The sequence below is a fragment of the Streptomyces silvisoli genome (assembly GCF_029269905.1).
In the GTDB taxonomy this organism is placed as follows: domain Bacteria; phylum Actinomycetota; class Actinomycetes; order Streptomycetales; family Streptomycetaceae; genus Streptantibioticus_A; species Streptantibioticus_A silvisoli_A.
The window spans coordinates 273,959-296,313 of record NZ_JARJBC010000008.1; the positions used below are offsets into that span (position 1 = coordinate 273,959).

Consider the following 22,355-nt stretch of genomic DNA (forward strand, 5'->3'; position numbering starts at 1 on the left):
CGCACGAGGAGCCGAAACCCATGGCCGCCGACACACTGCTGGAACGCATCACCGACTACGCCAACCGTGCCGATCCCTACCCGCTGTACGCGGAACTCCGCGAAGCCGGTCCCGTGGTGCGGCAGGCAGACGGCAGCTACCTGGTCGGCACCTACCACGAGATCACCGCTTTGCTCCACAACCCGCAGATCAGTGCCGATCCCCGCAGCCTCCCCGGCCCGGGCCAGAAGGCACGGAAGCCGCCGTTCCTGCGGCTCGACGATCCCGAGCACCACAGGCTGCGCACCCTGGCCATGCGGCCGTTCGGTCCGCCACACAGCCCTGGCCGCATCGACACCATGCGCGGCCAGATCACCGAACTCACCGAGGAACTGCTCGACGAGCTCCGGGACCGCCCCCAGATCGACATCGTCGACGACTTCGCCTACCCCCTGCCCGTCACGGTCATCTGCCGACTGCTCGGCGTCCCCCGCGAGGACGAGCCGCTGTTCCGGGAATGGTCGAACGCGGTGGTCGCGTCCGCCGATGTCAGACCCGACCTGGACACCACGGAGCAGGACGGGGCGGGCGACCAGGCGCGGATCGACATGGGCATGTACCTGTTGAACCTCGCCGAGCAACGCCGCGGCCATCCCACCGGCGACATGCTCTCGGCCTTCATCAACGAACCGGACCCGGCCCTGCGGCTCACCCCCGAGGAACTCGCGGAAACCGGCGTGCTGCTGCTGATCGCCGGTCACGAGACCACGGTCAACCTGATCACCAACGGAGTACTCACCCTGCTGCGCCATCCCGACCAACTCGACCGGCTGCGCGGCGAACCCGACCTGCTACCCCGGGCGGTGGAGGAACTGCTGCGCTACGAGCCGCCCGTCCACATGCGGCAACGCATCCCCCTCGTCGACATGGACATCGCCGGCACCACCGTTGCCAAGGGCACCTCCGTCGTGCTCGCGCTGGCCTCAGGCAACCGCGACCCGAAGCGATTCCACGACCCCGACCGGTTCGACCCCACCCGCCAAGACAACGAGCACCTAGGCTTCGGCAGCGGCATCCACCTGTGCTACGGCGCACCACTCGCCCGCATCGAGGCCCACGCCGCGCTCGGCGCGCTGATCCCCCGCCTCAGCACGGCACGCCTGGTCCAGGACCCGCCCCCCTACCGGCAGAACGCCATGCTCCGCGGACCCCGCCACCTGCCCATCGAGATGCGACAGTCCGCCTGAGACCGGTGGACCTCCCTCGCCCGGGTAGGGCGCCAGGTCAGCCTCGACGCACCGACGGCGGCCCGAATGACTTCGACGGCGTGTAGGCCGCAATGATCGGGCCGACTTCGACGTCAAGGTCGGCCTGCCGAGTCAGAGAGCCCCACCACCGTGCCCAGGCCGCCGCCCACCCCTGCCGCGGTCGGCCAGACGCCGGGGAACATCGTCAATCCCGGTCGTGCGCGAGCCGATCACGCTATCGCGGGCATCGCGCAGGGTCAGTGCCGCAGCGGCTACTGGTGTGCCGTGTCTGCCAGTTGGCGAATCTGCGTGGCGATCTCGTGCCACACGGGCTGGGGGAGGTCGTGGCCCACGCCGGGCAGGGATACCAGGCGGGCGCCGGGGATGCGGGCCGCTGTCGCGCGGGCGGCGTTCATCTTGATCAGCGGGTCGCCGTCCCCGTGCAACACCAGGGTGGGCGCGGTGATAGTGCTGATCGCCGGGCCATGCCACTGGGCGCCGATCTGGCGGCTTTGCGCCTCCGCGTCGTGGATTCCAGTGTCGGCGATCCGCTCGGCGGTCGCCCGCGCGGCCTGCTCGTCGAAGGGGTAGCCGGGCGAGGCGATCAGTCGGGCGAGGGCGACCCCGGCCTCGACGGTGCCCTGCGGTGTCGCCGGAAATCTCATCCGGGACAGCTTCGCCAGCGTCCCCGGGCGCAGATACCGCAGGGTGGCCAGGCCCTTGGCGTCGCCCGGGACGGCCGACATCGAGGTGAGGGTTCGGACGCGTTCGGGGTGGCGGATCGCGATGCGCTGGACGATGGCTCCGCCCAGGGACATCCCGAACAGGTGGGCCGATTTCCATCCGAGGTCGTCCATGACGGCGATGGCGTCATCGGTCATGTCCTCGGCGGTGTAGGCGTCGCCGCGCTTGCCGAACAACGCGGCGAAGGGGCTGCGGGTGGAAGTGGGCGGCAGGTGGGTGGACTGGCCGCCGTCGCGCTGGTCGTAGCGGGCCACGGCGAATCCGTGCTCCGCGAGCACGTGACACAGGCCGTCCGGAATCCACTGGCGCGCGGCGCCCAGTCCGACGACCAGCAGCAGGGGTTCCCCGTCGCCACCCGTGGCCAGTTGGTCGTAGGCCAGCCGCACCTTGCCGTTCTCGGCCCAGCGGACGGGGGTCCAAGCCGGTGACGAGGACACACTCATGACGCCTCCTAATACTGCGATCAGTGTTCGCGCTATTAGGATAGAGGATGAGACGAGGCGAGGAAAGGGAGGACCGGTGTCCCAGGAACCGGTGACCGTGTGGGAGCGGCCCGAACGCGGAGCCCGTGGACCCGCGCCCGAGCGCAGTCGCGCCCAGATCACCGCCGCCGCGATCGAACTCGCCGACGCCGAAGGACTCGCGGCGGTGTCCATGCGACAGGTAGCCGTCAAGTTGGCCACCGGACCGGCGTCCTTGTACCGCTACCTCGCCGACCGCGACGAACTGTTGGACCTCATGACGGACACCGTGGCCGCAGAAGTCGACCTCACCGCCCCGCTCACCGGCGACCCCGTCGAGGACCTGCTGGCCCTCGCCGTCCAGTCCAAAGAGGTTCACCTGCGCCACCCGTGGCTGCTCGACATCCCCACCGAACCGCTCCGACTCGGGCCCAACGGCCTCGACTACCTTGAGCGCGCCCTGCGCGCGCTGGCCCCCGCCCCACTGTCCGAGCGGTCGAAACTGGAGACGATCGGCCTGCTGAACGCGCTGGTGACCCAGTTCGCCCGAGCCGAACTGCACACGCAACGCTCGCCCACAGAGCGACAGAAGGCTCAGGCCACCTACCTGATCAAGGCCGCCGCCGAAGGACGCCACCCGCTCCTGGCGCAGGCATTGGCCGGACAGACGGCCTCCAACGCCGACTCCCGGCCTCAATCCCAGTTCGCGCCGCTGGTACGCCGTGTGCTCGTCGGCCTGACCAGCTGAACCAACGCCCAGCCTGTCCCGCGTGAAAATCCGAGCTTCGAGCCGCTGACTCGGCCATCCCCTTGCGCGGGGCACGACCCAGCGCTGCGGGATGCGTGGCGGAGTGGTACGTGCAGCTGTGTCACATGCTCTTTCCGCAGGCCGTGGCGTTTGAAGTGCGGTCGTGGTCCTGATCCGGCTTTCCGTTCGGTTGGCCGTCGATGGACAGGCAGCCGAACGGCAATGGAGGGATCTTCAGGCGCCTGCCGTGAGGATGGCCGCTGCGAGGCCGCACCGCCCCTATCCTTGCCATGCCGCGTAACCCAGCGGGCGCCGAAAACTGGAGGCACCACCTCATGCTGATCGCTCAGCGCCCGTCTCTGACCGAAGAGGTCGTCGAGGAATACCGCTCACGGTTCGTCATCGAGCCGCTGGAGCCGGGCTTCGGCTACACCCTCGGCAACTCCCTGCGCCGCACCCTGCTGTCCTCCATCCCCGCCGCTGCCGTCACCAGCATCCGGATCGACGGCGTGCTGCACGAGTTCACCACCGTGCCCGGCGTCAAGGAGGACATCACCGACCTCATCCTCAACATCAAACAGCTGGTCGTCTCCTCCGAGCATGACGAACCGGTCGTGATGTACCTGCGCAAGCAGGGCCCCGGCCTGGTCACCGCCGCCGACATCGCCCCGCCCGCCGGCATCGAGGTCCACAACCCGGACCTGGTCCTGGCCACCCTCAACTCAAAGGGCAGCCTGCAGATCGAACTGACCGTCGAACGCGGCCGCGGCTACGTCTCCGCCGTGCAGAACACGCAGCAGGGCCAGGAGATCGGCCGCATCCCGGTTGACTCCATCTACAGTCCCGTGCTCAAGGTCACCTACAAGGTCGAGGCGACCCGCGTCGAGCAGCGCACCGACTTCGACAAACTCATCGTCGACGTCGAGACCAAACAGGCCATGCACCCCCGCGACGCCATGGCGTCGGCCGGCAAGACCCTCGTCGAACTCTTCGGACTCGCCTGCGAGCTCAACGTCGACGCCGAAGGCATCGACATCGGCCCCTCCCCCACGGACGCCGCCCTCGCCGCCGACCTCGCCCTCCCCATCGAGGAACTCGAACTCACCGTCCGCTCCTACAACTGCCTCAAGCGCGAAGGCGTCCACTCCGTCGGCGAGCTCGTAGGCCGCTCCGAAGCGGACCTGCTCGACATCCGCAACTTCGGCTCGAAGTCGATCGACGAGGTCAAGGCAAAGCTGGCCAGCATGGGCCTGGCCCTTAAGGACAGCCCGCCCGGATTCGACCCCATCGCTGCCGCAGGCGCCTTCGGCGCCGACGAAGACACCGGGTTCGTCGAAACCGAGCAGTACTGAATGCCGCGCTGTACCGGGTCCGCTGGTCAGCCCGTATCGGGGTAGAGCCCCACAGGGACACCCCGCCCCGCTGTCTCCGGTCCGGAGGAGAAAGGGGCGGTGTGCTCCCGGGGCGGCATCCGCAAAGAGTAGTGGCTGACGGGGAAGGGTGCTCCGGCCACGAAGGCTGATCTCCCCAGCCACCAGCTGAGCCGTCCAGGCAAACCAGGACTCCATGTCGCCGAATGCGGCGGCGCCGAGCGCAGCGGCGGAACCGTGCGGGCGAAGGCAGAAGTGCCGCCAACGCCGACGTCACACGAGCCGGCCGCCCGGCCCGCTGACTCCTTCAATGCCTTGGCAGGCGAGGGGCTGAACTCGGTGCCTGCGTCAGTGTTGCGAGCGGGAATGCCTCGGTGTCTTCCGGAGGCCGCGACACGTACAGGGCCGTGTGGAAGTAACCCTCGGTCTCTCGCCCCTGCGGGTCTTCACCCGCGGCAGCCACCGCATCAACGGCGTACTGCTGCTCCTGCGGGCTGGTGAAGCGGCGCTGGGCGAAGGTGGAGTCGGCGGCCTTCTCGGTGACCAGTCCGTGGGACCGCAGGCTTGCCGCGATGGGCTGGTAGGAGCCCGTCCGCAACACGAAAGCGGCGATCCACACGGGGGCGTCGACAGCGGCCAGGAGCGGCTGGAAGGTGCGAGGGGACAGGAAACTCGCCCCGCCAGTGACCGTGATCAAGCGTGTGGCGCGCACAGCGCGGCGCAGGGCTGGTGAGGGCGGGGCGGTTTCGAGGTTCTCGGCGAACGCATGGTCCAGGAGGCCGACCGCGAGCGCGTAGTCGAGGGCAGGCGTGGCCACGTCGAGTCCGGTCACGGGGACCGCGTCCCGGCGTCGGCGGGCCGCGTAGTAGGCACGGTCCCATTCGATCAGTTCGGCGGTGGTGAGTGCGTCGGCCCGTGGTGATGTGTAGTGGGCGTGCAGGTCGTCCCACGTCAGGTCGTGATTGAGCAGGGCCGCGTTGATGCCGTAGGAGCAGCAGATGTCCAGCACCTCCGCACGTCCCGCCAGCTGGGCGGTGCGGTTGGCGGCCATGCGCCGGAAGACTCCCTGAGCATGGTGGGGCGTCTGGTAGTCCAACGCGCCCAGCACACGGAAGTAGGCTCGCGGGTCGGGCTGGTCATAGAGGTTGTCGAACGGGGTCCTGCCCACGGGGGTGGTATCTGGCGTCGACTGCCCGGCAGTGGAATCGGTGCCTCTTGCCCTGTTCATCCCGGCCGTTCCCCTTGTTCGCCTGACCGTGATCCCGACCCCCCACAGTCTGAGCCTCACAGCCACCAAGGCAAACAACCGCGGGCACGAAACCGGCCACGTACGGCCCGATAGGACGCCTGCAGATCATCAACAGCGACATGACATTTCCCCAGGTGCCGTCAACCGAGCAGAGCAAGTGCCGCTTGCGGAGGGGCCTTTCATGGGCCGAAGCGTTGGGGAAACTCCTGCCACTGCAATCGCGTGCTGGGCCGGTGCATGGTCCCGTTGATCACCTGCCGGTGGTCGCGCCACCGGCAGCAGCGGTTGTTGCTCGCGCGGATGAGTTGGCGATTGTCCAGCTTGAAGGGGAGCAGCGCGTCGAGGACCGCGACGATCCGCTCGCGCGACGGCCGTCCCGGGTCCGAGCGGCGCCTCCCCACGGCCTCGCCCAGGGCGGTGAGCTTCTGGGCCCGCTCGCCGACGCGATCGACTCCCTTGCCGCCGGCGACGTCGACGGGTGGATGAGCATGTACGCTCCCGACGCCGTAGACGAATTCCCCTGGGCGGCCGAGGGTGCTGTCCGCCCCCTGGACGGGCGCGACGTGATCGCGGCCTACATGAGCGAGCTCCCGGAACTCATCAAGTTCGGGCCTCTCACCGACGTCCGTGTACACGAAGCAGGCAACGCTGTGCGGCAGAACAGCAGAACTGAAGTGGGGTCGGCGTCCTCGGCTTTCAGGGCCACCCCAATCGCCGGGGCAGCCCTGGCAGCCTGACACGCCCAACCCTGACGGGCCGATGTCTGAGGGCGATGGGAAGCACCGGAAGTGACGCTCAGCACGGAGAGCATGGCGCGGCCCGCCCATAGCGAATCGGGCCACCCCTGCGTGAGACGGGCGCTGATTCCGCACTGAGAGGACGCGTTCGCGGCCGTGAACCGGGCGTGGGCAGGCAGCGCACCAGAAGGCTTGCGGAACCGGCGCTGGTGACGGGGTTCCGCAGGACGCTGTCGGCGACACTGATCATCGCGATGACGAACAGCGCGTCGCACTTACTTACGCAGCAGGCCTCGCTCTAATGATCTTTCGGAGCTCAGGTCGTTGGCTTGCGCGCGGCTACGACCAGTAGTGGGGGCCTGATGAGGTGTTGGGTCAGGTCTGGCTGGCGGGTGACGGCGGCGTGGGTGGGCTGGGGTTCGTCCAGGGCGACGAGGGTGAGCCCGGCTGCGGTCAGCGCGCTGATGTGGGTGGACAGTTTGTAGTGGTACTTGGTGACCGTGGTGTTGAACCAGCGTTGAGAGCGGGACGATTCGTAGCCGTAAGCCGTGATGGGCCACGCGGTGCGGTCGTGTTCGTTCGGCCAGCCGGTCATCGGGTGTTGTGCCGTGCATACGGGGTGTTCCACGGAGTAGACGAGGTGGCCGCCGGGCCGTAGCCAGCCCGCAATCCGCGTCATGAGGGCGGGCAGGTCGGGGACGTAGTGCAGGGCCAGGCTACTGACGCCAGGTCGAGCGACGCGTCCGGCAGGCTCAACTCCTCTGCGGTGGCGCACACATAGCGTACGAGCGGGTTCTTGTGGCGCCTGGCCAGTTCCAGCATCCGTGCGGAGGGGTCCACGCCCAGTACCGAGCGGGCCGCAGCCGTCGCCAACCACCGTGCCTGGGTGCCGTCGCCGCAGCCCAGGTCCAGCACGTCCAGGTCGGCGACCGCGGGCAGGAGCCGCCGGAGCGCGGGCTGTTCCAGTTCCTCGTTGAGACCGCTGCCCGCGGCACGCATCCGCTGGTAAGCGGTGAAGAAGGCGGGGTCGTCGTAGAGCGGTGTGTCGGCGGTCATGGCCGCGCTCCGTGGGTGGGGGTGCGGACCAGGCTACGCAGGAGGCTGACGTATCGGCTCCAACGTGTCGGGCGGGCCGGTGTCGTCCAGGTTCGTTCGGCGCGGTCCATGCTGTCTTCCAGGCATGCGTCGTGCAGGGGCCTCCACAGCAGGGGCCAAGTGAGCCGGGCTGGGCCTCGGGCGTGCATGGCCAGGGTGTGCCGCAGCAGGGTGTGGTGCTCGTCGACGGCCAGGGCGGTGTATTCGTGGAAGCCGTCGAAACCGCGCGGTGCGTTGAAGGTGAAGCGCACCCAGGTGGCGGGGACGTAGGCGGTCACGGTGTAGCGGATGGGGCCGTGCCCGCCGACCGCTCCGACGGCCAAGGGGCCGTCCAAGCGCATCGCAGGCCAACTGTGATGTGGCCACAACGCGTCGCCGTCGCCGGCGAGGGTGTCGATCAGTGCCCCCACTTCACTCCGCGTCGCCGCCAGCAGGCGTTCGTGCACGTTGTACACGCCCATCGCGTCCTCCCCTGAAGGCTTTCAGAGAACATCCTCCAATATTTTAGAGATTATCCTCTACTGCATGGCCAGGCCAGCCCGGTTCACCACCGACCAGTTCCTCGACGCCGCCGTGCGCAAGGCCGCAGCAGCCGGTCCGACGGCGGTGACCATGTCCGCGGTCGCCGCGGAAGTGGGCGCTCCAAGCGGCTCGGCGTACCACCGGTTCGCCGGACGCACCGAGCTGCTCGCACAGACATGGCTGCGTACGGTGGAGACCTTCCAGGCGAGCTACCTCGCCGCTTGCGAGACGGTCGGCGATGACCCCGCGCAGGCTGCGCGGGGGGCGGCTCGTCAGGTGGTGGCCTGGAGTCGCGCCCACCCCGAGCAGGTCGCCGTGCTGCTCCACGGCGCAGACGCCTTCGACCGCGCCCACTGGCCCGAACCGCACCGCCGTCGCGCCGAGGCCGGCAACCAGCGCGTCCACGCCGCTCTCGCAGCCCTGGCCGCCGCCTTGGATCTGCGCGGACCCGAGGCCGCCGACCGGGTCACCCTCGCCCTGGTCGACCTCCCCCTGGCGCTGGTCCGCCGCCACCTGCGCGGGGGCACGCCCCTGCCCGCGCATGCCGAGGACCTCGCCGAGCAGGGCGCGGCCGCCCTCCTATGTGGCCGGTTCCCCTCTCCCGCGTCCCCTGCGGGTGCGGAACGGGCACAGGACGCTACGTCACATCGTCCGGTCCGCTGACGGCTGCCAGCAGCGCGGTAACGGTCTCGTTGTACGGAGTGGGGATGCCGAGGCGGGCCCCTGCACGCACCACCGCCCCGTTGCGGGCGTCGTATTCCAACGCACGGCCGGCTAGGCGGTCCCACAGCACGCTGCTGCCAGACTCGGCGGGCATCGCGCGCAGCCGAGCCAAGATCTGGTCGGGCAGATCCTCGGAAAGGCACGCCCCCGACGCGACTGCCACCTGCCGCGCCTCTTCCACCAACGCGCGGCCCAACTCGGCGATGCCCGGCTGGGCGAAGACCGGCATCCGACGCATCGTCAATGCCGTTACCGCACCGTTGGCCACGTTCAGACACAGCTTCATCCAGGACGCGGTCACGAAATCGCCGGTGAGCGCGACGGTGATGCCGCTCCCCCGGCACAGGGCCGCGAATTCCGCGCCGTCGTCGTCCTCGGGAACCGTGATCCGCGGCCGGTCGAACAACCGGACGTGCCCACGCCGCAGCGACTCGGCCCCGATCTCCACCACAGCCGGCAGCACGCGAGCGGCGCCCGCCAACGGCGCGACGCGCTCAAGGTGTTCCACGCCGTTCTGCAACACCACGACACGAGTCCCCGCACCACACAGCCGGTCCAGCCACGGCGCGACCGCGGCCGTCTGGTGAGCCTTGGTCGCCAGCACCACCCACTCCACCGCCGACACCTGGGCAGGATCGAACTCCTCGAATACTGACGCCTCCTGGGTCATCCCCTCAGGCCAGTCGATCCGCAACCCACCAAGCGGAGACCGCACACACGCGGTCACCTTCGTGCGCCCAGTCGATGCAAGGCCCGCGGCCACCACGCCGCCCACCGCCCCGACGCCCACCACCGCAACATGCTTCATGCCCATCGAACCTACCCACTCCGGGATCGTCTTGAAGAGCACGTCACAGAAAGAGCGGAGGCAGGGAACCTCGCATGCCCAACGCAGATGCCCTGTCTGTTTTGGACAGGGTGCTTCGGAGCCAGGTCGGCAGCAAGAACGTTCTCTCCCGTGCTGATCGAACGTCGCAGCAACGTCTTCGCGCCTGGCCCCGGTCGCGGCCAGCAGACGAAGCAGCACCCTGGCCTTGTAGGGATCGAGCAGGACGCCGTTGATCAGTCCGCGCCGCTGCAAATCCGTCTCCGAGCCGACCGCGCCGTAGGTGTGCCGCAACACCGAGCCGCTGCCCGTCCGCGACGTCAACACAACCGGCATGCGTTCGGCCCAAGGCACCAAGCCTCGGCGTGAGCGCGGACGGCACGTGACCGACACCAAAACCGGCGACGACGAGACCGTCATGTGTCTCCGCCAACCCGTCGAGAAGCGCACCATCATCGTCGCGCGTGACGCAGTAGAGGGCCACACGTGCCGCATCGAGCCGCGCCACATCGGTCTGGACCGACAGCAGCTCGCCGCGGGTCGGCCTGGCCAGTATGCGTACCTGACCTTCGATGACGTGACCGATCGGACCAACGTTAGGGGAGGTGAACGATGCAGTACTCGTGCTGTGGGCCTTGTGTACCCAACGTGCGGCATGTACCTCGTCGTTGAAAACGACCAGCGCCCCGAGCTCACGGGCTGAGGGTGCCGCGGCGACACGTGCTGCCGCAAGCACGTTCGCCGGACCGTCCGCGCCGGCGAGAGTCGTCGGATTGCGCATCGCGCCCGTGAGCACGAACGGCGCCTCGTGCCGCCACACAAGGTCGACGAGGAATGCGGTCTCCTCCAGCGTGTCGGTCACTGTGTGACAACAACGCCAGCAGCTCCGTCGCTGACCGCTCGCGAGGCAGCATCGACGACTTCGAGCATCTGCCGGGGGCAGGCGTCGTCAAAGCTACGGTCTCCTGATCGAGGCCGGCAGAGCGATCCACAGAGTGTGACACGAGAGGGCCTGTGGCCCGAGGGCAGCACGGACCAGCTCTACCCCGGGGCATCCAGAAAGCGCCGCCGCACTCCCCAACGTGACCACCAGCTGATCGCCTGCACCATCACGCGGGTACACGATCCGATCCCGTGGAGAGATGCACGTACAGAACATTCACGCAGGGTCAGCCGTGTCCATGGGCGACGCCGGACATGAAGAAGATCGCGGTCGCGATAAACAGGGAGCCTACGACCGCAGGGATGGCGATCTCCTGCCTGCGCTTGGAGGCGAGGGCAACGCCGACCTTATTCGGCGCACCGGGCAGGTAGAGCAGGGCAACCTGGCCGCCGACCGGCAGCCCCTTTACTCCAGAGACCGGGATTTGGTACTCGCGCGGATTGCCGTCCGCATCGGTGAAGTTCACCACGGCGTGGTACGTGCTGCCCCCTTCCCCGCCGGAGTGTCTGACATGGCGAACCACGACGCCCTGGACCGGCACCCCCTCGCGCCGCAGTCGGCGGTGACGTGCGTTCAGAAAGAAGGAGTACCCGATCGACAGCAACCCCACTACCAGGAACAACCACACGGTGACCGCCACCTATCCCCGGTTCCTACCGGCCTCAACTTCCCTGCCCTCACGAAAGACAACGACGTCGCGCCGACTTGATCCGGTTCTTGCGTCCCAGTGATCGGGGCGTCCGCTTTTCCACTTCCTCACGTCTGTCCCTTCCCTGGGGAGGACCTGCGTCGAAAGCAACGGCCACTGCGAGACCGCTGGGGTCGGCGCTCGGGGGAAGCGGGCCAGCCGATCTTGGGCAGCGAACTGTCGCGCCAGACGGGGCCTTGACCAGGTCATCGACCGCCCGGGTGGACACGCCGTGCACATACGCCTCCATGATGACGGCGAACGGAGCCCGGCCGATGCGGCGGCGACCCTCCAGCAGGCTGGGGAAGAACCCCGCCTGAGCGCAGCTTGGGTAGCGGAGGACGTCAACGAGTTGAGTCCCCCGTCGCCCTCGCTCAAGGGCGAGAAGTGGGCTTGAGGCCTGCGAATGAGGCCAGGCCGGTGGAGATGAGCTCGGCTGCGCGGCGGACGTCGGCGGTCACCGCCGTATGGACCTGCGCGGGCGTGCGCTTGCCATCCAGGTATTTCCTCAGGCTCTGGAACTGGATGGGCCACAGTCCGAGCAGGGCGGTGGCCGCAATCTGCGGCTCCGGGTCATCCGGGCCCATCCCAATGCGCTGGGCCAGCACCTCGGAGGCGGCGACGACGAGCCGGTCGGTCATGTCACGGTGATAGGCCCGCAGGGACGGCGTCGATCTCGTCAGTGCGCCAAAGCGCTGGATCATGGCAGCAGCCTGGACAGAGTCCTCCTGCGCGGCGATCCAGGACGTCATGGCGCTCAACTCGTCGGAGAGGATCCCCAGCACGGCCTCGACCGAAGCGCGGTCCGGCCGGGCCAGGGCGGCGCGCAGGGCGGCCATTGTGGACTCCCCGAGGTCCAGGATGAGCGATTCCTTGGTGGGGAAGTAGTTGAAGACCGTCTTTTCCGAGACACCACACGCCTGAGCAATCTCTGACACACGGACGGCGTCGAAGCCGCGTTCCAGGAACATCTCGGTCGCGGTGTCGGACAGGCGTTGCCGCATCAGGCGCTTCTTCCGCTCCCGCAGTCCCTCGGCCCTGGGCTCCGCCTGTCGGCGCCATGCAGTCCAGTTCACTGTGCTCATGATGGCAGCGTAGTCCAGTGACAGAATAATTACTGCTACAGTAAATTTTCAGCGACTGTAAGCGTTGGGCCTGTTCCGACACCACACCCCGTCAGCTCTGGGAGGCCTCCATGCGCACCATCCACATCGTCCGCGACTACCCGCATTCCCCTGCCAAGGTCTGGCGCGCCGTCACCGACGCTGCGCTCATCCCACTGTGGACCGCTACCGGCGCCGGCGCACGACCGGAAGGCTTCACCCCCACCGTCGGCACGGAGTTCCAGTTCATCGCCAGGCCGAAGCCCGGCTGGAGCGGCATCGTCGACTGCGTCGTGCTGGAGGCGGACGAGCCCCGACTGCTGCGCTACTCGTGGACCGACCATGGCGGCGGCGAGACGACCGAAGTCACCTACCGGATAGAGCCGCATGCCGCAGGAACACGCTTCACCTATGACCACACGGGCTTCACAGGTACCGGCGGACTCCTCATGGCCCAAATCCTGGGCCACGTCCGGCGGAAGATGCTGCGCGTCGGACTGCCCGCAGTACTGAACGATCTCGACGATTCCGGCATGCTCCGCCCCGGAAGCACTCTCAAGCCCAGGACCTGAAGACTGCCGACCAGGGGGCGCACCCCCTTCAGTGTCGCGGGAGCGGCCATCGAGAACGGGGTGCTGTACGCAGCGACCCACAGTACGTCAAGACCGTTCGCCAGCGGGTTCATACGTCGTCCTTCCGCCCACTGAACGAAGCTGATCCAGCGGGAGGGCGGACGAGGCCAAGAAGTACGTACGTCACGGTCATCAACTCCCGCGCACGGCACCACGCCCAACCCTCCCACAAGGAAGCGCCCTTGAAGTCAAGGTGTTCGTCGCGCACGACCGTCCGGCACGCCCTGCCTCACGGCCCGCTCCTGCCCGAGGATGCACGGACTCAAAGCGCCACCCTCACCGCGCAGCTCACACTCCTGACGGGGGACTCGGTGGCCCGCTGCTGATCCGCGCCGGGCGAGGCCGGCAGCTTGAACTCACCGGCCCCGAAAGAGAATTCGTGCTGGGCCCACGCGCGGCGGACTTTATGTAGTCGCGGATCACTGCATCCGGATCAGCTCCGTCCTGGAAGCTGACAAGAGCTACAACCGTCTTCGGGTTCCCTGGAACCGCAAAGAATCCATGGGTTACCACATCAAACTGACCCAGAGTCGAAACATGGGCCGCCCATCGCACGAGATAATCAGCTGCGGCCGATTCCGACGCTGGATGATACGTACGCATTTGATAGACCGGCATGGCCGGTATCCCTTTCGAGATCGTACTTTTTGGACTTCCGCGCGAGGGCAGGTCGAAGGTGTCAGCGCAGTGGCAGGCTTTCCAGGGTGAAGACCGGGCTGGTCAGCGGAGTGCCGTACAGGTAGGTGTCCATCTGGGAGTTGGTCACCAGTAGCCGGTCGCCGTTCACGGCGACGCCAGTGGTGGTGTCGGCCCCCGGGTAGGTACGTTCGGAGACGACGGTGGCCCGGGTGTCGTCGCCGGAGAGCCGCACAGTGGTGATCTCGTTGTTCACGGAACGGGCGACGTACAGGGTGTTTCCTCGCCGCGCGATGCCGTCGGCACTGGGCAGGGCCGGTGCGTCGATCTTGCGGATGTCGCCGGTGGCGAGGGTGAGCCGGTAGAGGGCGCCGCTGTACCAGTAGCCGATGATCAGGGACTTGCCGTCGGGGGTGGTGACAATGCCGTTGCCGTTGGACTGGCCGGCCACGTAGTCCGGCAGGTGGTAGGCCACCTCAAGGGGCCGGTGGGCGCCGGTGGCGGGGGCGTTCACCTCGGCGGCAGGGATCCGGTAGACCACGGCGCGGAAGGAGTCGGTGATGTAGACGTCCCCGTTGGGGGTGACGGCCTCGTCGTTGACGAGGGTCGGTCCACCCGTGTCGGGGACGGTGTAGGAGGAAACGAGCTTTCCGGTGTGGGTGTAGACGAAGAAGCGTCCGGTGAAGGCGCCGGCGACCAGCAGGCGATTGCCGGTGACCTTGATCCCGGTGGCCTGGGTGCGGCCGTCCTGGCCGGCCGGCAGGAAGGGGTCGAGCGTCTTCGCCCCGGGGCGGCCGCGGTAGACGGTGCCGTCGGCGATGCTGCCGGTGTAGACGTAGCGGTGGTCGGCCGCGACGCTTTCGGGAAAGGCGTTGCTGCCGTTGATCGTGATCGTGTAATCGCCGCCCTCACGGTCATGGGTGGGTGCGGCGGTGGCCGGAAGCGTGAGGGCGGCCAGGGCGGTGGACGTCGCGGTGACTGTGAGGAGCGCGCGCCTCCATGTGGCGCGCGCGGTAGTACGGGTGGACATCGTGAAGGACCTTTCCGGATGGAATGGAGGGGAGTGACACGAGGAACGTTGAATACCGGCGGCAGGCCATCGAGTCCTCCCGGGGGGCGGGACCAAGCCGGGATCACCCGCTTCACCCGCGCCGGTGGCGGAGCCGCAGCGGCGGTGAATGCCGCCGGTTATGCAGTCGTCGGGTCGGCTGCCCGGGAAGCGGTGTCAGCGCAGCGCGGCGGCGACCGCGTCGGCCAGGGAGGTGGTGGGCCGTCCGATGAGGCGGCTCAGGTCGCCGGAGCCGGTGAACAACTCGTCGCGGCTCATGCCGAGATCGGCGTCGGCGAGGACGTGAGCCAAGTCGGCAGGCAGGCCGGCGTCGGTCAGCGCTCGGGCGAACTCGTCGGCGGGGAGATCGGTGTAGCTGATCTGCCTTCCGGCGACGGCCGAGATCGCCGTGGCGAGCCCGGTCAGGGTGAACGCCTCGTCGCCGCCCAGTTCGTACACCGCGCCGACATGCCCTTCGGTGGTCAGCACGACCGCGGCGGCCTCGGCGTAGTCGGCACGGGCAGCGGCGCTGATCCTCCCCTGGCCGGCGGCCCCGACCACGGCTTCGTTTCGCAGCACCAGCGGCAGCTGGTCCATGTAGTTCTCCAGGTACCAGCTGTTGCGCAGCAGCACACTGGGGACTCCACGCGCCCGCAGGTATTCCTCGGTGGCGCGATGAGTGGAGGCGAGGATCGTCGTGGCCGTGTCCGCGTGCGACATGCTTGTGTACGCCACCAGCGACGCACCTGCCGCCACTGCGGCATCGATGGCACGGCGGTGGTTGGCGACCCGCTCGTCCACAGTCGTGGTCGATACCAGCAGCAACTTGTCCGCTCCCTCGAAGGCCGCCGTAAGACCGTCCGGGTCCGCGAAGTCGGCCCGGCGCACCACGACACCGCGGTCGGCGAACTCCTTGATCCTGTCGATGTCCCGGCCGGTCGCGACGATGTCCGAGGCCGACACTCCGCGATCCAGCAGTGCCTCGACGGCGAGCCTTCCCAACTGGCCGGAGGCTCCGGTGACAACGATTGACATGAGATCGCTCCTTTCTTCGCGCCGCGAACCTCCCGCGGCGATACTGAGCCAGGATGACCTCGTAGCTCTCTATTGGTAAGTAGCCACCTCGTTGTAAGGTAGCCACCTGCAGGAAAGTAATGAGGTGAGCGGGATGGCGACCACCAAGGGTGTGAGCGAGCCCATAGCGTCGTGGGATCCGTACGAGCGTGGCTGCCCGTCGCGCGACCTGCTGGACCAGATCGGCAGCAAGTGGGCGGTTCTGGTGTTGGGTGAGCTCGGCAAGCACGGTGCGTGCCGGTTCACCCAACTGCGGCAGAGGCTGACGGGAGTGAGCGAGAAGATGCTCACCCAGACACTGCGCACCCTCGAACGCGACGGACTGGTCCGGCGAACCGTCTACCCGGAGGTGCCGGTCCGCGTGGAGTACGAGCTGACTCCGCTTGGCCAGACACTACGGGAGCCCCTGAGAGCGCTTACGGAGTGGTCGGTGCGCCACGTGACAGAGGTCCTCGCCGCCCGCGAGGAGTACGACGCCCGGAGCGAGAACGCCGGCTGAACCTGCGAGCACTTCTGGAACCCTGTCCGGAGGGTCTTCTCACTGGTGGATCAGGTGACGCGGAAGCTGCTGTCAGTCCCGGCGGTGCTGCTACGCCAACGCGCGGCGGAAATGCTGAGTTGCTGGTGCCGCAGCATGAGAACGCGGTGCCGCGCAGGCAGCTCTCCCGATCAGCGACCGCGACAAGCAGCCGGGAGCCTGGCACCGCGCCACCAACTCGCCGCACTTCAGCGGCAGATCGGCAAACCGAAGCTGACCTGGCCGGAACGTGCACTGCTGGACGCCCTCCTATATCCCCTCCCCCGGGTGCGTCTTCGTCAACTACCGCTGATGTCTCGCCAGGCACGGTGCTGCGTTGACACCGCGACCTGCTGCGGCGCTGGCACCCCAACCGGCCATCTGCCGGGGCGATTTATCCACCTTGACATAAGAAGGCGTGAACGTCTGGGCGGCCTCCTCCACGAGTACCAGCATGATGCACAACCAGGGCAGGATGGGGTCTTCGCCAAGCGCAGCGTTGGGACTGGTTCCACGCCCTGAACGCCCTCAAGAGCCATATTCGGCCGAACAGATCAGCGGCCAAGCGCTCACGCACCGCCCCCGAGCTCCTTCGCCACGACCAACTTTCACGCCCCTCCCCCGCACGTACGCATGACCATCTGACCTGCGCGGACGTATTTTTCGACCCTGCTGGAGATGCTGACCAAGCACCGGCACTTCCTGCACTTCACCACCCGCGACCTCACCGACGAGCTGGCCGGGCAGCGGACCACCGCCATCGAGCTGTATGTGGCCACTCTGATCAGGCACGTCTCCTCGATGGAGCGGACTGGTGAACTTCATCGTGGAGGGCTCGTTGGCGCTGCCCGACTTCACCGCCATGGCCGAGGCGGACTGGGCCCGGCGGTCCGACGACTTCCGGCCACTGCCCGGCGAGACGCTCGCCGTGTCCTGGATGCCTACGCCGAAGTGGCCCGCAAGGCAGACGAGTTGGCCACCTCCCGACCTGGGTGCCAGCCAGCCGCTGCCAGCGACGCTCACCGCGCCCGTGGTATCAGCGGGCCCGGGCGGTCGGCCCTACGGCGCACCGCCACGCACTGACGGGTTGGCGCGAAACAATCCCCGTTCCCAGCCCTGTCTGCCACAGTGCCGATGCCATCGCCGGGGGATCCGGCTGGTCACCAACTCGGCCCGCTGGGGCGGTGATCCGAGACATGGCACATGGGGTCGCTCTTTGCGCCAAATGGCGTGGACGACGTTTTAGACGTGCCGTAGTAACGAGGCACGCCCAACGTGGCGCATGTCAACGGGAGGACAGATGCGAGCTAAAGCCTTGCACTACTGGATCATGGTGCTGGACGTGGAGAACTTCAGCCCGCGCGAGAATCCCGTGCAGCGGGCCGTACGCCGCGCGATGTACGAGGTCGTCGAGGACGCTCTGTCGGCAACCGGCCTCACCGACAAGGGCGTTGTCATGGAGGACCGAGGGGACGGCATCCTGATCCTGGTCCCGTCCACCGTCTCGCCGGTGTCGCTCGCCGGTGACTTCATCCGCGAACTGCACGACGGCCTTCGGGAGCGGGCGGTGCTCACCAGCACGGCCGCCGCGACCCGGCTCCGGGTGGCGCTGCACCAGGGGCTGGCGTCCAGGGACGAGCACGGTTGGTCGGGCGATGCCATCAACACGGCGTTCCGGCTGGTGAACGCCGAACCGCTGCGGGACGTCCTGACCGCAGCCCACCTCGCCCACCTGGTCTTCGCCGTGTCCTCCGACGTCCACCGGGACGTCATCCGGCACGGATACCGTCCGCTCGACCCCGCCGCGTACCTGCCGATGCGGTTCGAGGCCAAGCACGGTCAGCCGATCGAGGCCTGGGTGACCGTCCCCGGCTACAGCGCCCCGCCCGGGCTGCCGCCGCTGGACGCCGCCCAGCCGACGCCGGTGGCCCCGGCGCACCCGTCTGCCCCCGCTGGCCCGCAGACGCCCGCCGCGCAGGCCCCCGCCTCCGCCGGGACGGGGGCCTCCGCCAAGACGATCACCATCTCTGGCAACACCGTGCAGGGCGACCTGGTCGCCGGGAACAAGACGGTGCACGTCAACGGCGCCTACCCGGGACTGCGGTGAGAGCGTGACGACCCCGCAACCCCCGGCGCCGGGCGAAGGCGCCGCCCCGGCACCCGACGCACCGCCGCCCACCGCCGACGCTCCCGGCGCGGTCAACGACGACGCGGGCGACGCCGGGTCCGCCGACGCACCGGAACCCGAAGGCGGCGAGGACGACGAGCGGGTCGGCTCGGGGGACGACGCGTCCGAGGCGACCGGCCAGCTCGGCCAGGGCACCCAGCGCCACGGCCATCTACGGCACGCGTCCGCCAACATCGGCGCCGACTTCGTCGGCGGCGACAAGTACGTCTTCCTCCTCGGCGGGCGCCGCGAACGCCTGCGCCCGGTATCGCCGCTCCTCGTCGAGCGGGTGCGCTTCGCGTTCGAACCACCGCCGCAGTGGGACGAGACCCGGGAGAGCCTGCGGCAGCGCCGCCTTATCCTGCTGCGCGGCGCCGCGGGCCACGGCAAGACCGCGGCCGCGGTCCGGCTGCTGATCGGCATGGGCGACGGTCCCATCTACCACCTGGAACGCTCCGTCGACTTCGGCTCGCTCATCGAGCGGCTGGAGAACGGCTTCGGTGAGGCGGATATCGAGCCTGGCACCGGGTTCCTGCTGGACAAGCCGGACGACATCACGAACCTGCGCGGCGAACTGTTCCAGAGCCTGGAGACCGCGCTGCTGGGCGCCAAGGCGACCATGGTGGTCACCGTCGAGGCCACCGAACTCGCCGACAGCGAGCTGTTGTCGCATGTGGTGGACCTGCCCGCCCTGGAGTCCACCTTGGGTGTCGTCTCCCGCTACCTCGGCTGGAAGCTGGGCGGTCCGGCGAGTGTGGAGTTGCTCGAACACCCCGAGGTCAAAGCCCTCATCGACTCCTGTCTGGGGACCTCCTCCTGCAAGGCCGCCGCTGATCTGGCCTCCGCGCTCTGCGACGAGTACCAGTCCGGCGAGTTGTCGGTGAACCGGATCAGGGCCCGGCTCGACCGTCTGGAGGCGGAGGACTTCGAGATCTGGGCCGAGGGCCTGGCCGACCCCGCCCTGCGCTGCTTCGCGATCGCGCTCGCCGTGCTCAACGGCCTGCCGCAGGAGTACATCGCCGAGGCGGCCCGCGCGCTCCACGCCCGACTGGACGCCGACGCCGGGTCAGGTCAGCCGGACGCGGCGTACCGTGACCCGTTCGCCTGGCCCCGCCGCAAGCTCCTCACCAGGCTGCGGGCCCACCGCACCACTGCCGACGCGCACGACGAGGACGCCGACACCCTGGAGTACCTCGACCCTGAGTACCCCAGATCCGTGCTGCGGCACGCCTGGCACGAGTACGCGATCCAGCACGTACTGCTCGACTGGTTCGGCGACCTGGTCAAAAGCCCCGTCGGCCAGGTGCGGATCTACGCCGCCATGGCACTCGGCGGGCTGCTGCCGAAGTCCTGGGGATACCTCCAGGACCGCGTACTGCGGCGCTGGTCGCTGGCGAAGGACGCGCGGCTGCGTGACGCCGTCGCCTACGTCCTGCTCGCCGCTGGAGGCACCGAGCGGCTGCACCCGCAGATCGGCGCCATAACGGCCGCCTGGTACGCCGACCGCTCCCGCCCACTGGGACAGGCGACGGCCGCCCGGATCCACGGCCTGTGCCCCGGCGGCATGGACCCGCACGAGAGCGTCCGAGCCCTCATGCGGCTGGCGACCGTGGACCACGTCAAGGTCTCGGTGGCGGTGGGCGACGCCTTCGCCGATCTGGTGGCGGGCGACGACCGGCTGGCGCCGACAGTGCTGAGCGCGCTGTGGGACGGGATCTACGACAACCGCGCCCGTCCGACCTGTCTGCTCGCCTTCCTGATCGTCGCCACCTCCCTGGTCGTGGAGACCGCCACGGAGGGCCCGGAGGGGTGGCCGGTCCTGCTCCACCTGGCCACGGTCACCGAACCGGTGCAGCAGCCACTGGTGCTCCTGTGGCGGGAGGCGCTGGGTGACGACTCCCTCAACCGCGAGGCCCAGCAGGTGCTGCGGGGTTGGGCCGGGATCGCGGAACGCGACGCCGGGCTGCGGCCGGTCCTGCTGGACCTGCTGGCCGGAGTGGTCCACGGCGACGTGCGGTGCGGGCGCATCGTCCGGCGCTGTGCCCAGGAATGGGTCGACCGCGACAACCTCGCCCCGCTGACGGCGACCGCCGGGGCCGTCCACCACATGCTGCTTCGAGAAGGAGCCTGAACATGACGTCCACGCTTCCGCTGATCCTCGGCGTGGAGCCGGTGCCACGCACCCAGTGGGGACCGGTACGGGCCCGCAACCGCAACTGCGCCGTGGTGTACGCGACCGCCAACGGCGAACTGGACCTCGCCGGTTCCGTCAACCTCACCTGGCGGGACAAGATCCTCGGCAGGTATCTGACGCGCTACGAGGTCAGCGTGGGCGACCACCGCCGCACCGGGCGGCTGGTCAGCTCCCCGCTTACCTGTAGCGACGGTTCGCATCGGTTCGACGCCACGCTCGACGTCGGGTTCCGCGTCCACGACCCGCTGGAGATCGTACGGCGCAACGTGACCGACGCCCTGCCCGTCGTCTACGGCCTCCTGGTCCCGCAACTCCGCGCGGAGGCCCGCAAGTTCGGCATCGAGGAGGCGGCGCTTGCCGAGGAGCACCTCAACCGGCTGCTGGCGCGCGGCGCTTCACTGCCTGAGGGCATCACCATCTACCACTGCACTGTGGTGATCGAGCCCGACCAGGCCGCCCGCGACCACATCGCCACCCTGCTCGCGGCCCGTAGACAAGCCACCATCGCCCGCGGAATCCACGAGGCGCAGGTCGCGGCGGCCCGCTCGGAGCAGGCCGTGCTGGACGTCCAGCAAGAAGGCGCACTGGGCCGCGAGGCCCAACGCAGGGCCGCGTTGGGCAACATGAGCGTCGACCTGGAGGGCGTGCTCAAACAGCATCTGATCATGCACCCCGAAGACACAGCCACGGTAGCCGAGTTGATGGTACGGACGGAGGCGGACCGCACGTCGCAGAGCGATCTCCAGGCGCAGCGGTGGGACCAGATGTTCCGCTTCCTGGTGGAGAAGGACCTGATCCGTTCGGCCGACCTGCCGGGGCTGGGCCGCGCGATACCCGCGGGGCTCGACGCGCTCGGCCCGAGACAACTCGCCATGTCCACCGACCAGGCGGCCCCGGCCCAGCCCGCGCCCCAGTCCCCGGCGCCGGTGCTCTGGGGCGGCCGGGCCGGACAGCACGAGAACCCGTCGGGCGGCGCCCCGGACGCTGCCACCCGGCAGTTGCCGGTCTACCTGCTGATCGACACCTCGGCCGCCGCCCAGCCGTTCGTGGACGGCCTCAACGCCACACTGCGCGACCTTCTTTCGGCGCTCAACGCGGATCTGGCCGTCGCCGAAGGCATCCGGCTGTCCGTGCTCGCCTTCAGCGAACGGTCTCAGGTGCTGCGGCCGCTGTCAGCTGCCGCCCAGAGCCCCTCCCCGGCCATCCCGGCCGCGTCGGGTCCCGCCCGATACGGCGCCGCCTTCGACGGGCTCGCGGACCTGCTGTCGTCCGACGTGGACGCGCTCAAGGCGTCCGGCCACCGGGTCCAGCGTCCGATCGCGCTGTTCCTGAGCACCACCGGCCCGAGCGACGAGGCGGCGGCCTGGGGCGGTGCCCGGGACCGGCTGGCCGGTCACCGCTACGCGCCCACCGTGATCGCCTGCTGCCTGGGCGGCACGGCGCCCGGTGCGGCGCGGCGCATCGCCGACCGGCCCGAGCTCGCGTTCGAGGGGATGCCGGGCGTCCCGGTCGCCGACCAGGTCGCGGGCTTCGCCCTCCTACTGCGCAACACCGTGCTGGGTCTCGGCCGTGGGTTGCGCTCCGGTCGGCCCGACCTCGTCGTGGAATGCCCGGCCGGGCTGCTGTCCGCCGCCGCGGCGCACCACTGACCG

22 protein-coding genes and 2 pseudogenes are annotated in these 22,355 nt (G+C 68.8%); 12 read left to right on the forward strand and 12 right to left on the reverse strand.

Features of this window, described 5'->3' with window-relative positions; translation table 11 throughout:
• Window positions 1-20 precede the first annotated feature (20 nt).
• Window positions 21-1,226 (forward strand): cytochrome P450, encoded by a 1,206-nt coding sequence (locus tag P3G67_RS15865; protein WP_276094070.1) that lies wholly within the window; start codon window positions 21-23, stop codon window positions 1,224-1,226.
• 272 nt (window positions 1,227-1,498) lie between these two features.
• Here the strand turns inward: P3G67_RS15865 and P3G67_RS15870 are convergent, their stop codons facing one another.
• Entirely contained in the window at window positions 1,499-2,413 is a 915-nt protein-coding gene (locus P3G67_RS15870) for an alpha/beta fold hydrolase (protein WP_276094071.1), read from the reverse strand.
• A 76-nt stretch (window positions 2,414-2,489) separates the two neighbouring features.
• Between P3G67_RS15870 and P3G67_RS15875 the strand changes: the two genes are divergently transcribed.
• Together P3G67_RS15875 and P3G67_RS15880 are read left to right on the forward strand one after the other, a co-directional pair.
• Window positions 2,490-3,179 (forward strand): TetR/AcrR family transcriptional regulator, encoded by a 690-nt coding sequence (locus tag P3G67_RS15875; RefSeq protein ID WP_276094072.1) that lies wholly within the window; start codon window positions 2,490-2,492, stop codon window positions 3,177-3,179.
• 335 nt (window positions 3,180-3,514) lie between these two features.
• Window positions 3,515-4,531 carry a DNA-directed RNA polymerase subunit alpha gene (locus P3G67_RS15880; protein WP_276094073.1) on the forward strand — a complete coding sequence of 339 codons (1,017 nt, stop codon included), beginning with the start codon at window positions 3,515-3,517 and terminating at the stop codon, window positions 4,529-4,531.
• A 325-nt stretch (window positions 4,532-4,856) separates the two neighbouring features.
• On the opposite strand, the gene P3G67_RS15885 is transcribed toward P3G67_RS15880, so the two are convergent.
• Window positions 4,857-5,717 (reverse strand): hypothetical protein, encoded by an 861-nt coding sequence (locus tag P3G67_RS15885; RefSeq protein ID WP_313880392.1) that lies wholly within the window; start codon window positions 5,715-5,717, stop codon window positions 4,857-4,859.
• A 200-nt stretch (window positions 5,718-5,917) separates the two neighbouring features.
• On the opposite strand from P3G67_RS15885, the gene P3G67_RS15890 reads away from it, so the two are divergent.
• A complete protein-coding gene (locus tag P3G67_RS15890) occupies window positions 5,918-6,535 on the forward strand; it encodes a nuclear transport factor 2 family protein (RefSeq protein WP_276094075.1) in 618 nt (205 codons plus the stop codon).
• A gap of 316 nt (window positions 6,536-6,851) precedes the next feature.
• On the opposite strand, the gene P3G67_RS15895 is transcribed toward P3G67_RS15890, so the two are convergent.
• Genes P3G67_RS15895 through P3G67_RS15905 form a run of 3 tightly spaced genes read right to left on the reverse strand, consistent with a single transcriptional unit; the run spans window position 6,852 to window position 8,091 of the window.
• Window positions 6,852-7,214, reverse strand: a complete 363-nt coding sequence (locus P3G67_RS15895) for a hypothetical protein (protein ID WP_276094076.1) — start codon at window positions 7,212-7,214, stop codon at window positions 6,852-6,854.
• On the reverse strand, window positions 7,211-7,591 hold the full coding sequence (locus P3G67_RS15900; RefSeq protein ID WP_276094077.1) for a class I SAM-dependent methyltransferase: 381 nt from the start codon (window positions 7,589-7,591) through the stop codon (window positions 7,211-7,213). Before P3G67_RS15900 ends, P3G67_RS15895 begins: the two co-directional genes overlap by 4 nt.
• Window positions 7,588-8,091, reverse strand: coding sequence for an SRPBCC family protein (locus tag P3G67_RS15905; protein ID WP_276094078.1), 504 nt, complete (start codon window positions 8,089-8,091; stop codon window positions 7,588-7,590). The genes P3G67_RS15900 and P3G67_RS15905 overlap by 4 nt, the downstream gene beginning before the upstream one ends.
• Window positions 8,092-8,155: 64 nt before the next feature.
• On the opposite strand from P3G67_RS15905, the gene P3G67_RS15910 reads away from it, so the two are divergent.
• Window positions 8,156-8,815 (forward strand): TetR/AcrR family transcriptional regulator, encoded by a 660-nt coding sequence (locus P3G67_RS15910; protein ID WP_276094079.1) that lies wholly within the window; start codon window positions 8,156-8,158, stop codon window positions 8,813-8,815.
• Here P3G67_RS15910 and P3G67_RS15915 read toward each other — a convergent pair.
• Window positions 8,790-10,037 carry a 2-dehydropantoate 2-reductase gene (locus P3G67_RS15915; protein ID WP_276094080.1) on the reverse strand — a complete coding sequence of 416 codons (1,248 nt, stop codon included), beginning with the start codon at window positions 10,035-10,037 and terminating at the stop codon, window positions 8,790-8,792. The genes P3G67_RS15910 and P3G67_RS15915 overlap by 26 nt on opposite strands.
• A 46-nt stretch (window positions 10,038-10,083) precedes the next feature.
• On the opposite strand from P3G67_RS15915, the gene P3G67_RS15920 reads away from it, so the two are divergent.
• Entirely contained in the window at window positions 10,084-10,404 is a 321-nt protein-coding gene (locus P3G67_RS15920; protein ID WP_276094109.1) for a hypothetical protein, read from the forward strand.
• Here the strand turns inward: P3G67_RS15920 and P3G67_RS15925 are convergent.
• From P3G67_RS15925 to P3G67_RS15940, 4 genes and pseudogenes are all read right to left on the reverse strand, one after another.
• Window positions 10,303-10,563 (reverse strand): annotated as a pseudogene (locus P3G67_RS15925) (asparaginase domain-containing protein); the annotation flags it as partial. The gene P3G67_RS15920 and the pseudogene P3G67_RS15925 overlap by 102 nt on opposite strands.
• 307 nt (window positions 10,564-10,870) lie before the next feature.
• Window positions 10,871-11,284, reverse strand: a complete 414-nt coding sequence (locus P3G67_RS15930) for a DUF3592 domain-containing protein (RefSeq protein WP_276094081.1) — start codon at window positions 11,282-11,284, stop codon at window positions 10,871-10,873.
• Window positions 11,285-11,525: 241 nt separating this feature from the next.
• Window positions 11,526-11,667 (reverse strand): annotated as a pseudogene (locus tag P3G67_RS15935) (transposase); the annotation flags it as partial.
• Window positions 11,668-11,706: 39 nt separating this feature from the next.
• Entirely contained in the window at window positions 11,707-12,417 is a 711-nt protein-coding gene (locus P3G67_RS15940; RefSeq protein WP_276094082.1) for a TetR/AcrR family transcriptional regulator, read from the reverse strand.
• A 110-nt stretch (window positions 12,418-12,527) separates the two neighbouring features.
• Here P3G67_RS15940 and P3G67_RS15945 point away from each other — a divergent pair, with 110 nt between their 5' ends.
• On the forward strand, window positions 12,528-13,007 hold the full coding sequence (locus P3G67_RS15945) for an SRPBCC family protein (RefSeq protein WP_276094083.1): 480 nt from the start codon (window positions 12,528-12,530) through the stop codon (window positions 13,005-13,007).
• 739 nt (window positions 13,008-13,746) lie between these two features.
• Here the strand turns inward: P3G67_RS15945 and P3G67_RS15950 are convergent.
• The gene (locus P3G67_RS15950) at window positions 13,747-14,733 is read right to left on the reverse strand and encodes an SMP-30/gluconolactonase/LRE family protein (protein WP_276094084.1); all 987 of its coding nucleotides are present in this window, start codon (window positions 14,731-14,733) and stop codon (window positions 13,747-13,749) included.
• Between the two features lie 195 nt (window positions 14,734-14,928).
• Window positions 14,929-15,786 carry an NmrA family NAD(P)-binding protein gene (locus P3G67_RS15955; RefSeq protein ID WP_276094085.1) on the reverse strand — a complete coding sequence of 286 codons (858 nt, stop codon included), beginning with the start codon at window positions 15,784-15,786 and terminating at the stop codon, window positions 14,929-14,931.
• Window positions 15,787-15,919: 133 nt separating this feature from the next.
• Between P3G67_RS15955 and P3G67_RS15960 the strand changes: the two genes are divergently transcribed.
• The 5 genes from P3G67_RS15960 to P3G67_RS15980 all read left to right on the forward strand — a co-directional run bounded on the left by P3G67_RS15960 (window position 15,920) and on the right by P3G67_RS15980 (window position 22,352).
• Entirely contained in the window at window positions 15,920-16,324 is a 405-nt protein-coding gene (locus tag P3G67_RS15960; protein WP_276094086.1) for a winged helix-turn-helix transcriptional regulator, read from the forward strand.
• A 696-nt stretch (window positions 16,325-17,020) separates the two neighbouring features.
• Window positions 17,021-17,425 carry a mycothiol transferase gene (locus tag P3G67_RS15965; protein WP_276094087.1) on the forward strand — a complete coding sequence of 135 codons (405 nt, stop codon included), beginning with the start codon at window positions 17,021-17,023 and terminating at the stop codon, window positions 17,423-17,425.
• Window positions 17,426-17,642: 217 nt separating this feature from the next.
• On the forward strand, window positions 17,643-18,449 hold the full coding sequence (locus tag P3G67_RS15970; RefSeq protein ID WP_276094088.1) for a hypothetical protein: 807 nt from the start codon (window positions 17,643-17,645) through the stop codon (window positions 18,447-18,449).
• 4 nt (window positions 18,450-18,453) lie between these two features.
• Complete coding sequence (locus tag P3G67_RS15975) at window positions 18,454-20,640, forward strand: hypothetical protein (RefSeq protein WP_276094089.1); 2,187 nt, start codon at window positions 18,454-18,456, stop codon at window positions 20,638-20,640.
• 2 nt (window positions 20,641-20,642) lie between these two features.
• Entirely contained in the window at window positions 20,643-22,352 is a 1,710-nt protein-coding gene (locus P3G67_RS15980) for a vWA domain-containing protein (RefSeq protein WP_276094090.1), read from the forward strand.
• Window positions 22,353-22,355: the final 3 nt, after the last annotated feature.